We start from the raw sequence: 14,426 nt of genomic DNA, 5'->3' as shown, positions 1-14,426 counted from the left end.
TTACCCTCACTGTTTTCATGGCAACTTTATGCCATAAAGTCTATCTTAAAATGACTACCTATGTCAATATTGTCAATCATGAATATTTATTATCCCATCTAACGCAAGAACTAAATGCTAAAATCAAATTATTTAAAATACTTTTTAAGCTCTCTATAATTAACTAATTTTTTAAAGTCAACGTAACCCGATAGGGTCTTTGAATATAGTTTTATTCCAGATTCCGCTAAAAGTCCAACAGCGTTTAATCCCCCTGTAACAATAAAACCAACTCTCCCCTCTGAAACAGGAATTTCTAATAAGGGAGAACCCGGGTAACCAATCTCAAGAAAGCTGCCTAACCCAATCTCTTGACATCTCTCAAATATTTGAATTACTTTTTCCCTACTAGATGCAGGAACATCCCTAAAACTTGCTCCAACAACCCCACTCCCACTACTACATAACCTAGTATGATCTGTTAAACCACTAGATATAAATATCTCTAATGGGTCTAATGATGTTCCGTTATACTGTATAATCTCTACAAATCTTTTTGCAGTTCTATCCTCTATTTCAAGGAGTCCTCCAAATATAGAGTGGACCGGTATTCCCTTAGACAAGAGTATTCCGTTTAATGTAATTGAACAGACAGAACCAATACCAACAAAACCCTTTGGAATTTCAATTTTATCATCACTGTCCTCAGGAAAAAATATTGTAAGAAGTTCACCCATAACAAATCCGTGTTCAAAGGCTGTATATAGAAGTTCAATAGAGTTTTTTAAATCATCCTGACTAATTAGTGTTACATTTACAAGAACTGATCCCTCTTTTTTTTCTAAATCGAAATTCATATTATAGGAGAATTCATCGATTTTTGATGATAAAAAACCAACCTTTTCATAGGCCTTAACCTTGGTAAGTTCTTGTTCTCCAAGAGCTGTTAATAGACGCCCTTTTCTTCCTATATACTGGGTAAAACCTTTTTTATCCATTGCTAAAAGGTGGAAACGAACAGTTCTTTCAGAGATCTGTATACCCTGTTCATTGAGATGATTAGTTATTTTTTGACTACTTAAAGCTTCATTATTATCTCTTAAGATATTTAAAATTTTAAGCCTTTTATCTTCTACACTATCTGACATATTTTGTATATTAGAGAAAAGTTACATCTATGTCAATTAAACGGCAAGTGATTGCCATTAATGTTAACTATTAATAATTGAAGGTAGAATAAGAGTATAATCCTCTCTCTTTTCTCCAATCTTTAGTAGCTTATGTGTTGGAGTCTCAGTATCAATAAACTTAATAACTGATGTAAAAAACTCTTTCTCAACAATAAATTCATCTACAGGGAAAAATGCTCTTTTCCCTAAATACCTAATTAAAAAGCCATATTTCTCATCTAATTCAGGGGTATTACTACTTAATCGACCCCATGGAGTATAGATTGGATAGAGAGTTCCATTATACGTGTAGTTTAAAGTTTTATTATCACCTAGGGAGACCTGTTCTGGATCAAGGGTTATCTTATCAACAACATTTACCATAGAAAAACAGAAGGAGTGATTTCTATATTTAAAAATAGTATATTTTTTAATTGATGTTAATGGAGGAATCAATAGATCAACAGATAGCCCCAAACCTGGTCTATTATTTAGTTTAATTTTACCATCTAGCTTATTAATAACCCTATTTACAACAATATCCAGTCCTACACCACGACCTGAGTAGTAATTTATCTCTTTTGATGTTGAGAATCCTGGTCTAGAAAGTAGGGATAAAAGGGATATTTCCTCTTTATTATCGATAAAGTTACTATCAATACCTCTTTGTACAACTTGTTTTTGGTCTACCCCTGCACCGTCATCCTCTAAACTAATTGCAAGGTTTCCACTAATATTAGAAACTTTTAAAGTTATATGCCCAATCTCAGTTTTACCATTTTCTAATCTTTTTTTTGGTAACTCAATACCATGGTCTATAGAGTTTTTAACAAGCTGTATTAGTAGCTCCTTTAAGGTCTCGGCTAACTGTCTATCAATACTTATCTCTCCACCAACTATTTTAAAATCAACAATCTTATTTAACTCTCTACTTAACTTATTACAGTAACTAGTGAAGTATGAAAAGGCATTTTCTACACTTATAGTTGTTAAAGATGATAGGGAGCTTTTCATACCAGATAAGAGTTCTTCTACAATTTTTCTTTTACTTGGAATTAAAAAATCCTCACTTAGAAGTTTGTTATGTAGGTCCTGGGAGTAATTAAATATCTCCTCAATTTTTGATGTCTCCACTTCTATGGTTTTACCATATAAATTTGTTTCACTATCTTTATTTTTTTTAATATCATTGGAAATATAGGACGAGTATTCTAACCTTAAGACTTCTACTTCCCTTATACGATCAAAGCTAAGCCCCTTATATATTAAACTCTTACTCTTATTTGTAGTTAGATAAAGGGTAATCTCTTTACTTCTATTTTTAGATACGTCTGCCATAGGTGGATCAATTTTAACTACATTAGTTAGCTTCTCTAAATTATTTACAACGAGAAACAGTCTAGGATACTTCATCTCTTCATCCCGATCTATATGACATATTATACGGTAAAACTGCTCTGACCTATACATAGCCTCTTTTAAAAGTGTCTTTTCAAAATCTGTAAAAAAACTACTACTTTCACAACTATCATCAACAACTTCAATGGCTAAACCGGAACTTATCTTGCTTCGACTCTCAATCATTTCGACTAAGTTGTTACTTTCTAACTCTGTAGAGTTAGATTTCCAAAAATTAATGTCCTTAACAAAATAATCTATTGATTTAAAAAAGATCTCTTCAACTTCACTATCAAGACTCTGCTCCCCATTTCTGATACTACTTAGAATACCCTCTAGAGAGTGGGCCAAACTCTCCATTTTAGTTAATCCTGCAAAACCAGCAGCACCTTTTAAAGAGTGAATCTCTCTATATATCTGTGGAACTAGAAAATCAGATGAGACTAAAAGCATATTAAGTCGATCTAGGATTTTTTCTGTATCAAATATAAATTCACTTTTATGGGATAGCTCTTCAACTAACATATCACCCTCGACTTAATGAGATTATCAATTCAACCTCTCCAATTGTAGCCTTTGTCTGACTAGCTATAATTGTTGGAGATATCCCCTGCTTATGCAGTAGGAGTATCCTTTCCCGTCTAGTTAAGGATTTATCATCAATAACGCTTTGCTTTTCGATATTATCAATTATGACTTCTTCTATCTCAATAGGAGCTTTAGCTACAACCTTATCTTCACTTATCTCAGGAGTAACACTCTCTACTTCCTTTGCTTTATTTATACTTTTTAAATTTGCAATGTTTATATCTGAAACTGCTAGTAGATCATTTAAACGCTCTAATCTATTTTCTATTAATAAAACGTTCCTATCAGAAGTCTCATTAATCTGGGTAATCAAGGAATTTATCTCATTACGAACATCTTTCATAAAGCTTTTATTGTCAATTTTCTTATTTATTTTAGAATTTAAAACCCCATATATAATTATACTATAAACAGAGCAAACTATAAGGCATATTAAAACTGTATTCATTATCACCCCGATATATCTATATTATGTCCCCTATTAGGGTCTGTAAAATACTTTTTCGTCTCTTCTGGATCCTCATCCGTCTCTTTTTTCTCACCTTTAGGACGATCCTGTTGTTGATTATTACTCTTATCGTTTATCTTTTCAGTCGCCTTATCTTCATCTACTCTATTAACCGAATGATCCCGGTTATTCTCTTCTTTAATTAATTGATTAGCCTCACGTTTCTGCTGATTTTCTACAGATTTTTGAATAGTAGCCTGTTCTTTACCAACATTAGCCATCTTTAAAAAAAGAGTTTGAAGATCAAGGGGCGTTATCGACATTAATGGATCTCCTTTCAATGTCTTCTTGTATCTCAACATAATCCTTAGTAACAATATACCCTTCAGGATCTAGTACAAAGGATACAGCTTTTTTAAAAGCATTCTTAACCTCGTACTCCTTATCTTCCACCATTATTACAACACCAGGGAAAACCTCTTTTGATGCTCCAACGACACCTTCAATAGAGAGACTAGAAAGATAATCCCCCTTCTCTTTTAGTTCATCGGATAGATTGTTTTTCTGTCTAGTTAAATTATTATGTTCAACCTTTAACTCTTTTAAGAATTTCTCTTTCTCTTCAGATAACTCATTATTAATCTTTTTCATTTTAACTAATGAGTGAAGATTTTTATTAACCTCTTCTAGCTTATTACTTAAAAGCTTTAATTGACTACTCAACTCTTCAATCTCACCCTTTGTTTTAGGGTCAAATCCTACTTCTACTAATGTTTCAGTTCCACCAGAAGTACCTAAAACAGCTGCATTTATCTCTTGGGCAGCCCTTAAATGTCCACCAACTATCTTTGCTCTTTTACCCTTACAAAGTATCTTCTTAGTAGCATCTACCTGGGAGTTAACTATACCATCACTAACTATAACCCTATCCCCGGATTCTACCCTGGAGTTAGTTATAAAACTTGACCATACACTTCCACCAGCTGAGATCTCTGTTCCTGCACCACCGTTAATACCCTGCTTAACAATTATATCTCCACCAGAAGTTAATGTGGATTTACCAACGTAACCATTAACCTCGATATTTGCCTGGGCATTAACTGTAAATCCATCTTCTACATTACCCTCTATAACAATAGAGCCTAGGGAGTTTATATTACCAGTTTCTACATTTACATCACCATCTATAACAAGTATGGTTTCTACTGTTATTTTACCGTTAATAAGAAGAACTTGACCACTAGCATCAGCTATTATTGTTTTATCATTAACTATAGATACGTTTTTACCAAGCTTAACCTCAATATACTTTCCATCTGTTGCCGGAATGTATTTTCCAAAAACTGTTTTACCATCAACCCCAATACCTGGAGGCTTAATAGTAGCAAGGGGCTGGCCCTCTACAACATTTGTAAATCTATTTAGCTCTTTAAAGTCAATTCGACCATCTTTATCCTGCTTTAAGTCAATATCACCTGTCTGTTTAAAGCTGTAGATTAGCTTAGAGTCCTCACCATTTTTAACAGGTTGACCCTCGGCAATCACATAATTTTCATTGTATATAGGATGTTTAATAAAATCTTCAATAAGATCTAGACGTATACCAAACTGAACACCACCAACTTCTAAAGCGTCTTTTATCTGCTCTTCAGTAAGGTTCATTCCACCAAAACCTGGAGGAGTAACGTACATTTCGACTAAGAGTTCATCTGGAGAAATAGAAATGTCTAGGGAGGCATCATTTAAAGAGTTATGGGTAAAATCCCCAATTTTAACAAATTCATCAGCCTTTTCTTCTACAACTCTTTCTACTTCATCTCTATCAAAACCCTCAACACCCCGTTCTATTAGCCCATGTATAACGGCATCGACACTTACAGGGTCTCCTGTTCCAACTTGTTCGTGGACAAGGAGGTTTGCACCTTTATCACTAAGATTTATTGTAAAATAACCATCTTCATTAATTAGTATATCCGAACCAAGCCCAAAGTCATCCCCAATAGAGTCTGTAAGTAGGGAGTGATCTTTTTTCTCTCTTTGATAAACTATTAAAATACAATCTCGTCTTCCTACACCAAAAAAGCCCTTAGAACCCTTATCAAGGACTTCATATTCTAAACTAAATTTAGGTACTCCCAACTCAACAGATGCAGATAACAACGCTTCATCAACACTAGGACCAATTACTTGGACGGATTTTCTCTCTCTATCCAACTTTAGTTGCTCCGTCATGTACTCACGAAAATCGTCGACTGTTACCATATAACCTCTTAGTATAAACCTTTTTTTATATTTGTTAATTTTCCTCTCAATCTAACAATAGCTCTTGTATGTAGTTGAGATATTCTAGACTCTGTTACTTCTAAGATTTGTCCTATCTCTTTAAGGGTTAAATCCTCGTAATAGTATAAAACTAAAACCTTCTTCTCATTATCAGGAAGTTCTGTTATAGCCTCTGCAATTACCCTTTTTATCTCTTCTTTTTCAATAATAACATCAGGCTGGAGGCCACTAGGAGACTCAATACTATCTTGTATAGAGACCTTATCGTTATCATTTCCAGTACTCCATAATTCATTTAGGGATAAAAGAGATGTCCCACTAATTTTTACCATTGTCTTTCTTAAATCAGAAAGGGATAAATTCATATAATCAGCAATCTCATCCTCTGTGGCAGTCCTACCTAGGTGGGACTCTAATATCTGTACGGTTAAATCTACTTCCTTTGCCTTCTGACGAACTGATCTTGGAATCCAATCCATACTTCTAAGTTCATCAAAGATAGACCCTCTTATCCTTGTAACTGCATATGTTTTAAACTTAACATCCTTATTAGGATTATATTTACCTACAGCATCTATTAAACCAAATGTACCATAACCAACTAAATCATCAAAATCTACATTACTTGGCATATTTACAGCTAATTTTCCTGCAACATATTTTACGAGGGGTGCATACTGTACAATTATAGCATCACGAAGTCTAGGAGCACCACTTTTTTTATACTCCTTCCAAACTTCAGCTTCAGTCATTCCGTCAATCATTACATCACTCATGCTCATCCCTTTTTAATCTTTTTTAAGTACTGTTTTTACAGCTTTAGCCATCTCTTCTACAGAGTGACTTTCTACTCCTGTAGAGCCACTAGAACCAGAGGGTGTGAAACTATCACTTTCAGAAAAATCCTCTTTTATCTGTGAATCATCAGAGGTTAATGAATCCGATGAAGACAAACTCTCTAAATTACCTAAGCTAACTTCTTTAAATCCAGAATCAAGTGTATCTCCTGTATCTTCTCCTACCTGAGCATCAAGAGTATCATCATCTTCATTCCTAGATTGTACTTTATAACTCTCTTCTGGCATTACTATATCAACCCGGTTATTACCATCTAAGGTGTCTGAATCAATCTGATCACTATCCTCGAGAAGTTCTGGTAAAAAAATAATAACAACAAAATTTAGTGCAACTATTAATAAACCTATAACAACGCCTGATATAATACTACTAAAAATGAGATTAATAAAACTACTTCCAGCAAATATTCCAGAGATAAAACTTAGGATAAAGCTAAAAACAGAAAAGAAGATTACGATTTTTTTATTTACATTATTAATATTTAAATCCATATAGTCCTTTTTAATTAATCCCCCTATTAGATTAAGTAAAAAAACCTCTACAGTCAAGCAATTATTGATTTCTATTTATTTATGAATTTACGAATAAAGCTATTAAGGCCTTTTCCTTCCTTGTACTCAATATTCTCAAGTCTATGAACTAGATGGTCTAGACACATAGAAGCCTTACATTTAGGTTCATAAATAGTAAAAGGTTTCTGCTTTCTAACACAGTTTTGTACCGCAATATCATCAAAAACACAACCTAGATAATCAATTTTCTGATTTAAAAACTGCCCTGCTATATTAATAACCCTTGTGGCTACTTTTTTCCCTTCCATTACTGACTGGGTTCTATTTACTATAAGCTTAATATTTAGATCAGTTCTATCTATCTCTGTGGACATAACCTTGATAATCCCATAGGCGTCAGTTATTGCTGTAGGTTCTGGTGTTGTTACAATAATAACATCATCAGCCGCTTCTAAAAAGGATAAAACACTCTCAGATACCCCAGCTGAAGTATCAACAATTAAGATGTCCGCATCATCAAATGCTTGGAATGAAGAGATAAATATTTGTCTCTCATCTTCTGTAAGATTTGCTATTCTAGAAAAACCTGAAGCTCCTGCTATCATTCTTATTCCATAATCAGTTTCATATATAATCTCTTCCATTGTTTTTTGCTTTCTAATAACATGGTATAGATTAAATTTAGGGATTATTCCTAAAATAACGTTAACATTAGCTAGCCCAAGGTCTGCATCCAAAATTACAACCTTTTTTCCTAGTTTAGCATATGTAATAGCTAGATTTGCAGAGATGTTAGTTTTACCTACACCACCCTTTCCACTAGCAACAGCAATTATTCTTGTTTTTCCCGTTGTTTTTTCTGGAGTAGATTCAAGTATAGCTGTATTTGTATTGCTATTATCACCATTCTGATTTTTCATTAACTCTCGTAACGATTCTGCTTGATCTGCCATAAATTATCCTTTTGTTACCTGTTTACTTCCAACAAGTAATGACATTATTTTTTCCTTAGTTGCAACTTCTATATCCTGGGGAACCATTTGACCTGTTGTAATATATGAAACCTTCTGTTTCTGTTCGTGTAATAGACTAATTAGGTTGCCACACCTTGTAGTCTCATCCAGTTTTGTTATTATAACCGAGTCATAACCAAAGGGATTATACTGTTTCATAATCTCCCTAATATCCCATGTTTTTGTAGTTGCGCTAAAAGCTAAGTGGACTTCACACTCTTGCCCACAACCCTCTAAAATCCGTCGCATCTCTGCTAACTTAACAAAATCCTTTGGGCTTTTGCCTATAGTATCGACAAAAATGTAATCAACATCACTATTAATATCAATTTCTCGCTTTAAATCTTCATAACTTTCACAGCATGTAACAGGAATTCCCATAATCTCACCATAGGTTTCGATCTGTTTTTTTGCTGCAATTCTGTAATTATCTATGGTAATCATTCTAACAGAGTACTTTTGGCTACCTGCTATACCTAATCCTTTTTGGGCGGCAAGTTTTGCAATAGTGGTAGTTTTCCCAACTCCTGTGGGACCTACAAGTATAAAAACATTTCTCTTTTTATTACGATCCTGATGAATAGTAATACTCTCCTCAATCCAACTATTAACTCTGTTCATTGTAATTTCAAAATCATTAAGTTCGGCAAAGGGGAGTTCTGCCTTAAGTCTATCCAAGGTCTTTTTTATATAAGATAGGGAAAAGTCGTTCTCAAAGAGATAGTTTTCAATGGCCAATAGTGAAGGTAACTCACCTCCACCCTCATTGGAAGGGGCGGATTTAATATCCTCTTTTAGACTTTTTACTTCATCTAATATTTTTTGTAGAGAGTCTTCCCTCTTCTTTTCCACTTTAACACTGTCTAAAATTTTCTTCTGCTCTTTTTTATCGTTTTCGGAGAGTTTAGGTCTACCTTTTGATGAAACATAACCTGAATACTCAAGGCCATCTTTCTGGAAAAAACCTAAAAAACCTCCTACTGTAATTTTCTTTCTACTTAAAACTGTAGCGTCAGGACCATACTTATCCCTAATTAATAAAATTAGTTCCTGGTGAGTACGGCCTGTCTCTGTAAAATACATCATGTGCTAACTTCCTCTAATGATACATATCCAAGGGATTCAACCTTAACCTTTTCAGATATTTCATGAACTGATAATACTGCTAAGTCTGCAATATCCCTCTCAATACTTTTTTAACAATTGGCCTAGCCGATTCTGAGCATAATAATACAGGATAAAAGCCCATGTTTCCAACATTATTCATAACATTTGTTAAACTATTTATCCAAAGTCTCTGCCGATCAGGGGATAGGGCTGCAATACGCCCGGAAGTAGTCTCCATTGCGGAGTCAATTATCTCCTGTTCAAAGGATGGTTCAATTGTAATTACGTGTAATATGTTGTCATCACTAATGTATTGTTGACATATCTGCCTACCAAGGGATTGTCTAACTTTTTCAATTAAATAGTTTGTATCCTTAGTAATTCCAGAATAGTCACTCATTGTCTCTAAAATCGAGACTATATTTCTAATTGAAACCTGCTCCTTTAATAAGCCTTGTAAAACTTTTTGTACATCCCCAATACTAAACTCCTTATTAACTTCCTCAACAACTGCTGAAAAGTTCTCTTTAAGAGCATCAACTATGGACTTAACCTCTTGCCTACCTAAAATTTCATGGGCAAAGTTACGAATAATCTCTGTTAGATGGGTTGCGATAATTGATGGCGAGTCTACAACTGTATATCCAGCCCTCTCCGCAGTATCCCTTACGTCATCATTTATCCAAATAGCTGGAAGCCCAAAGGTTGGGTCTGTGGTGTGGGAACCTGGTAACTCTTCCCTCTCCCCTCCCGGGTTTATAGCCAAGTACTGTCCTAAATTAATTATTCCCTTACCTACTGATACCCCCCTAATCTTAAAGGAGTATTCAGCTGGTTCTAATCTCATATTATCTACAATTCTAATTCGAGGAACAACCAAACCTAAATCTAGGGCAGCTTCCCTTCTAATTTTTGTAATTCTGTTAAGAAGTTCTGCTCCATGTTCTTGATCTACAAGGGGAATAAGGCCATACCCTAACTCTAAGGCTAGAGGATCTAAGGGGACAACAGGAGCCATCTCTTCTGGCTCTTTAGTTACACTATTGGCTTTCTGTTCTTCCTCTTTTTTAATATTTTCCTCTTTAATTCTCTCCCCACGGCTTAAAACATAACCAAAATATCCACTTAGGACTGATAAAGGTGCCAATAAGTACCAAGGAAAACCCTTAATAAAAGATAATAATAATAAAAATACTGATGCAACCCAGTAGATATTTGAAGTTCTTGTAAATTGATTTTTAACATCGGCACTAAAAGTACCATCTGATATGGATCTTGTTACCATTAAACCTGTTGCAAATGATATTAATAGGGTTGGAACCTGGGATACTAAACCATCACCAATTGTTAAACGGGTATATACCTCAGCAGCAGCTCCTGCGGCCTCGCCACGAATACTTATCCCAATAATAAAACCGGCAATTATATTAATAAAAGTTATTGCAAGGCCAGCTTTTACCGACCCAGATATAAACTTACTAGCACCATCCATAGCACCATAAAAGTTAACCTCTTTTTGTAGGTCTTCCTTCTTCTTTCTAGCTTCATCCTCGGTTAATGAACCTGAATTAAACTCAGCCTCTATTGACATCTGTTTTCCAGGAAGAGCATCTAAACTAAATCTTGCAGCAACTTCTGCAACCCTAGTAGCTCCCTTAGTAATAACCATAAACTGCACTACTATAATTATTATAAATATTACAATTCCTACAACTAAACCCTCAGCCCCACTTGTTCCAACAACAACTGTAGCAAAGGCCCTAACCATTCTTCCAGAGAAGTTAATACCCTTTGTTAAAATAAGCCTTGTAGAAGCGATATTTAGTGATAGACCAAAAATTGTTGAGGTTAATAACATGGTTGGAAATAGTGAGAAATCTAATGCACTTCTAGAATATATTACAGTTAAAATAATAACTATTGAACCTGCTATATTTAAAATCATTAAAAAATCTAAAAAGCCGGTAGGCATTGGAATTACAATAATTGCAATTAAACCAATAATACCAAATGCAAGGGCAAAATCCCCGGTATTTCCACCTAATACTTTTTTTACATTGTCACCAATACTTGCCATCTTATTTACAATTAACCCCTAATACTTTTATCAATTCTCTTAACTTCCGCTAATACTGTTGCAACTATACTCCAATACTTATCAGGAACCGTATCCCCTATTTCAGTATCTGCATATAAACCCCTAGCCAATGGTTTATTCTCAATAATAGGAACTCCATTATCCTTTGCAACCTGTTTAATATTAAGTGCAATATTATCCTGACCCTTAGCGCTAACTCTTGGAGCTATCATGGTCTGACTATCATACTCTAATGCTACTGCAAAGTGAGTAGGGTTTGTAACAACTACATCAGCCTTTGGTACGTTTTGTATCATAGTACTATTTAATATCTCTTGCATCTTCTGCTTAAGTCTACCTTTAATTTGGGGGTCTCCCTCCATCTGCTTATACTCCTCTTTAACTTCCTGCTTACTCATCTTTATAGAGTCTAAATGCTGATTCCTTTGAAAAAGGTAATCAGGTATAGATATAGCAAGCATAATAACAGCAGCTTGGATCATCATCTTAAAAGCTGTTCCTGCAATTAATGAAAATGACTCCGTTATAGAGTGATTCATAAGAACCACCAAATTTGGCATAATTGATTTTACATTAAGATAAGCTAAAAATCCAATGATTCCTATCTTAAAAATTGATTTTAATAAATTATAAACAGCTTCCATAGAAAATAAGGTCTTGGTTATATATTTCCCAATATTTGGAGCTATTTTTTCGAACTTTGGCTCAATAGCCTTTGTAGTAAAAAGAAACCCAACCTGTAATAGGTTCGCTAGTATTGCTGAGATCACCGCAATTATGGCAATAGGCCCTACTACAGAGCCGTAATAACTAAAAAAACTTGGTATTAAAGTACCAAACTCCATAAGTTCAAACCTATCGATATTAGATAGGTAAAACCTCATCATTGAGTATAGTCTTCCCCAAAAAAAAGAGCCTAATATACCTAGTGTAGATATAGGCAGAAGTACAACAAGGGCTGCTACAAGTTCAGATGACTTTGCAACTTTCCCTTCCTCCCTACTCTTCTTTTTTTTCTGCTCTGTGGCGTCCTCAGTTCGACCTTCATCCTCTGCAGCAAACCATTGAAGCCCTATATAAGGAAGGTCAACTTCACCATATTTATAATATAGATCCCTACTCATAGTTTGCAACCCTAGAGAATATCTCTGCAATAAAGTAGAAGTTATTATCTAAAATTATACTAAACTTTTCGATTAAATATGGCAGAGAAAAGGCTATCATAACAAAACCAATTGTAATTTGAATTGGGAAACCAACCATCATAAGATTCATTTGTGGTGACGCTTTAGCCAACAAACCCATTGTTACAGATAGAAGTATCAATGTGCCTAACATTGGGAAAGCTATAATTAGAGCCTGGGAAAATAGTGTACTAAAGGCATAAATAGCTCTATCTAATAAAAACTCCTGTTGTACTATTAAGTCTGTTGCCTTTACAAACTCTATGGATCTTACAATTCCAATTATAAATATTTTTTGAAAAGCCCCAGTTGTAATAAAAATAAATAGTGCAACAAAGTTAAAGAGTTGACCAATTACAGGGATCTGTACCTGGGCCATTGGGTCAAATACCTGGGATGCACCAAAACCCATCTGAACTGCAAACATCTGACCAGCTAATTGAAATATAGCAAATATAATCGTAATAAAAAAACCAGTAATAATCCCAAGGGCAACCTCACCAAGGGCTAGAAAAAAAAGGAAATTGCATCGTCTGGTATCATATACTCCTTTGCAAATGGATATATAACTATAGTTATCATTAGGGCTAGTGAATTCCTTACTACTCCTGGAACAACTGCATTTGATAAAATAGGAGACGTCATAAACAGGGCAATTATTCTTGCAAAAATGAGAAAATAGATTTCGGAGTTATTTGCTAGACTCTCTAAAAACATCTAACTAACTTCTGCTATTAGTCCAAAGATCCAAAGGGTTTTATCAATTACAGTCTCCCCCATCCAAGGTCCAAATACAATTAATGTTCCAAAAATAGCCATAATTTTTGGTACAAAAGTCAAGGTTTGATCTTGGATAGAAGTTGTTGCTTGAAATATGGAGACAATAAGACCTACAATCATACTTATTAATAAGACTGGTGCAGCTACTAAAATTATTGTAATAATTGATTGTTTAACAATCTCTGTTATCATAGCACTATCCATGATTCCTCCTACAAGATACTTCTAACTAAGGATGATACAATTAAACTCCAACCATCTACTAATATAAACAGAATAAGCTTAAATGGCATTGATATCATTACTGGAGGTAACATGATCATCCCCATTGACATCAGTGTTGATGCAACTATCATATCTATAATTATAAATGGTAGATATATTAATATACCCATTTTAAAAGCTACTGTTAACTCATTTATAACAAAAGCTGGTATTAATATATGTGTTGGTACTTCAGATAAATTGTTTGGAGCAGGAAGATCCCGTAGGCTCATAAACAGTTCAACATTATCATAGTGTCCATCTAACTGCCTAAACATAAATAGTCTTATAGGTTTCTCTACCTCATTAAGCATCTGAGTTGTATCGATCTGTCCTTCACTAAATGGCTTAAATCCATTATCGTACATCTGAGTAAATACTGGCCACATTACAAATGATGTAACAAAGAGGGCTATACCAAAAATAACGGAGTTAGGAGGGACCTGTTGTAGAGAGAGAGCTTTTTTTACAAAGTCTAGAACAATTGCTATACGCAAAAAACCTGTTAATAGGACTAATAGAGTTGGTGAGAGGGTTAATATAGTTAAAAATAGTAGAAGTTGTATAGAGAGTGCTACCTCCCTATTATCCTCTGGAGACCTAACTGCAAGATCAATAAAAGGTATAGAGTTAAGTGTAGTATTCCCCTCTTCAAAAGTTGTTGTACCATCAGGATTATTCTCCTGTGCACTTATATTAAAAACAGCTAAAAATAGAGCTATTATAAGTAGAAACTTTTTCATCT

Annotated in this window: 14 protein-coding genes and 1 pseudogene; all 15 read right to left on the bottom strand. The window is 34.3% G+C overall.

What is annotated here, in order from left to right; translation table 11 throughout:
* Nucleotides 1-128: 128 nt before the first annotated feature.
* The 15 genes and pseudogenes from EW093_RS15515 to fliP all read right to left on the bottom strand — a co-directional run bounded on the left by EW093_RS15515 (nt 129) and on the right by fliP (nt 14,424).
* Nucleotides 129-1,127, bottom strand: a complete 999-nt coding sequence (locus tag EW093_RS15515; RefSeq protein WP_149569273.1) for a DUF128 domain-containing protein — start codon at nt 1,125-1,127, stop codon at nt 129-131.
* 63 nt (nt 1,128-1,190) lie between these two features.
* Entirely contained in the window at nt 1,191-3,071 is a 1,881-nt protein-coding gene (locus tag EW093_RS15510; protein WP_149569272.1) for an ATP-binding protein, read from the bottom strand.
* A 1-nt stretch (nt 3,072) separates the two neighbouring features.
* Nucleotides 3,073-3,582 carry a hypothetical protein gene (locus EW093_RS15505; RefSeq protein ID WP_149569271.1) on the bottom strand — a complete coding sequence of 170 codons (510 nt, stop codon included), beginning with the start codon at nt 3,580-3,582 and terminating at the stop codon, nt 3,073-3,075.
* A 2-nt stretch (nt 3,583-3,584) separates the two neighbouring features.
* The gene (locus EW093_RS15500; RefSeq protein WP_149569270.1) at nt 3,585-3,905 is read right to left on the bottom strand and encodes a hypothetical protein; all 321 of its coding nucleotides are present in this window, start codon (nt 3,903-3,905) and stop codon (nt 3,585-3,587) included.
* The gene (locus EW093_RS15495; RefSeq protein ID WP_149569269.1) at nt 3,886-5,844 is read right to left on the bottom strand and encodes a FapA family protein; all 1,959 of its coding nucleotides are present in this window, start codon (nt 5,842-5,844) and stop codon (nt 3,886-3,888) included. The genes EW093_RS15500 and EW093_RS15495 overlap by 20 nt, the downstream gene beginning before the upstream one ends.
* A gap of 8 nt (nt 5,845-5,852) precedes the next feature.
* Nucleotides 5,853-6,641: an RNA polymerase sigma factor WhiG gene (whiG, locus tag EW093_RS15490; protein WP_149569268.1), complete on the bottom strand. Its 789-nt coding sequence runs from the start codon at nt 6,639-6,641 to the stop codon at nt 5,853-5,855.
* Between the two features lie 12 nt (nt 6,642-6,653).
* Nucleotides 6,654-7,214, bottom strand: a complete 561-nt coding sequence (locus EW093_RS15485) for a hypothetical protein (protein ID WP_149569267.1) — start codon at nt 7,212-7,214, stop codon at nt 6,654-6,656.
* 71 nt (nt 7,215-7,285) lie between these two features.
* Nucleotides 7,286-8,188 (bottom strand): MinD/ParA family protein, encoded by a 903-nt coding sequence (locus tag EW093_RS15480; protein WP_149569266.1) that lies wholly within the window; start codon nt 8,186-8,188, stop codon nt 7,286-7,288.
* 3 nt (nt 8,189-8,191) lie between these two features.
* Entirely contained in the window at nt 8,192-9,334 is a 1,143-nt protein-coding gene (gene flhF, locus EW093_RS15475; RefSeq protein WP_149569265.1) for a flagellar biosynthesis GTPase FlhF, read from the bottom strand.
* Nucleotides 9,331-11,432, bottom strand: a pseudogene (gene flhA / locus EW093_RS15470) (flagellar biosynthesis protein FlhA). Before flhA ends, flhF begins: the two are co-directional and overlap by 4 nt.
* A gap of 11 nt (nt 11,433-11,443) precedes the next feature.
* Nucleotides 11,444-12,577, bottom strand: a complete 1,134-nt coding sequence (gene flhB / locus EW093_RS15465) for a flagellar biosynthesis protein FlhB (protein WP_149569264.1) — start codon at nt 12,575-12,577, stop codon at nt 11,444-11,446.
* On the bottom strand, nt 12,570-13,118 hold the full coding sequence (locus tag EW093_RS15460; RefSeq protein WP_342781938.1) for a flagellar biosynthetic protein FliR: 549 nt from the start codon (nt 13,116-13,118) through the stop codon (nt 12,570-12,572). Before EW093_RS15460 ends, flhB begins: the two co-directional genes overlap by 8 nt.
* Before the next feature lie 26 nt (nt 13,119-13,144).
* Nucleotides 13,145-13,354: a flagellar biosynthetic protein FliR gene (locus tag EW093_RS17890; protein WP_149569262.1), complete on the bottom strand. Its 210-nt coding sequence runs from the start codon at nt 13,352-13,354 to the stop codon at nt 13,145-13,147.
* Nucleotides 13,355-13,621 (bottom strand): flagellar biosynthesis protein FliQ, encoded by a 267-nt coding sequence (gene fliQ, locus EW093_RS15450; RefSeq protein ID WP_149569261.1) that lies wholly within the window; start codon nt 13,619-13,621, stop codon nt 13,355-13,357.
* Nucleotides 13,622-13,629: 8 nt separating this feature from the next.
* Nucleotides 13,630-14,424, bottom strand: a complete 795-nt coding sequence (gene fliP / locus EW093_RS15445; protein WP_149569260.1) for a flagellar type III secretion system pore protein FliP — start codon at nt 14,422-14,424, stop codon at nt 13,630-13,632.
* Nucleotides 14,425-14,426: the final 2 nt, after the last annotated feature.

Origin of the sequence: Thiospirochaeta perfilievii (assembly GCF_008329945.1) — a bacterium.
Classification (GTDB): domain Bacteria; phylum Spirochaetota; class Spirochaetia; order DSM-2461; family DSM-2461; genus Thiospirochaeta; species Thiospirochaeta perfilievii.
The sequence above is the reverse complement of the archived record's forward strand: the minus strand, read 5'-3'. Positions and strand labels throughout refer to the sequence as shown.

Bases quoted from the DNA above. Each gene is read 5' to 3' on its own strand.
- EW093_RS15485 (WP_149569267.1), bottom strand. From the start codon at position 7,214: ATGGATTTAAATATTAATAATGTAAATAAAAAAATCGTAATCTTCTTT.
- EW093_RS17890 (WP_149569262.1), bottom strand. From the start codon at position 13,354: ATGTTTTTAGAGAGTCTAGCAAATAACTCCGAAATCTATTTTCTCATT.
- fliQ (WP_149569261.1), bottom strand. From the start codon at position 13,621: ATGGATAGTGCTATGATAACAGAGATTGTTAAACAATCAATTATTACA.
- EW093_RS15505 (WP_149569271.1), bottom strand. From the start codon at position 3,582: ATGAATACAGTTTTAATATGCCTTATAGTTTGCTCTGTTTATAGTATA.
- EW093_RS15510 (WP_149569272.1), bottom strand. From the start codon at position 3,071: ATGTTAGTTGAAGAGCTATCCCATAAAAGTGAATTTATATTTGATACA.
- EW093_RS15480 (WP_149569266.1), bottom strand. From the start codon at position 8,188: ATGGCAGATCAAGCAGAATCGTTACGAGAGTTAATGAAAAATCAGAAT.
- EW093_RS15495 (WP_149569269.1), bottom strand. From the start codon at position 5,844: ATGGTAACAGTCGACGATTTTCGTGAGTACATGACGGAGCAACTAAAG.
- EW093_RS15500 (WP_149569270.1), bottom strand. From the start codon at position 3,905: ATGTCGATAACGCCCCTTGATCTTCAAACTCTTTTTTTAAAGATGGCT.
- flhF (WP_149569265.1), bottom strand. From the start codon at position 9,334: ATGATGTATTTTACAGAGACAGGCCGTACTCACCAGGAACTAATTTTA.
- EW093_RS15515 (WP_149569273.1), bottom strand. From the start codon at position 1,127: ATGTCAGATAGTGTAGAAGATAAAAGGCTTAAAATTTTAAATATCTTA.
- flhB (WP_149569264.1), bottom strand. From the start codon at position 12,577: ATGAGTAGGGATCTATATTATAAATATGGTGAAGTTGACCTTCCTTAT.
- whiG (WP_149569268.1), bottom strand. From the start codon at position 6,641: ATGAGTGATGTAATGATTGACGGAATGACTGAAGCTGAAGTTTGGAAG.
- fliP (WP_149569260.1), bottom strand. From the start codon at position 14,424: ATGAAAAAGTTTCTACTTATAATAGCTCTATTTTTAGCTGTTTTTAAT.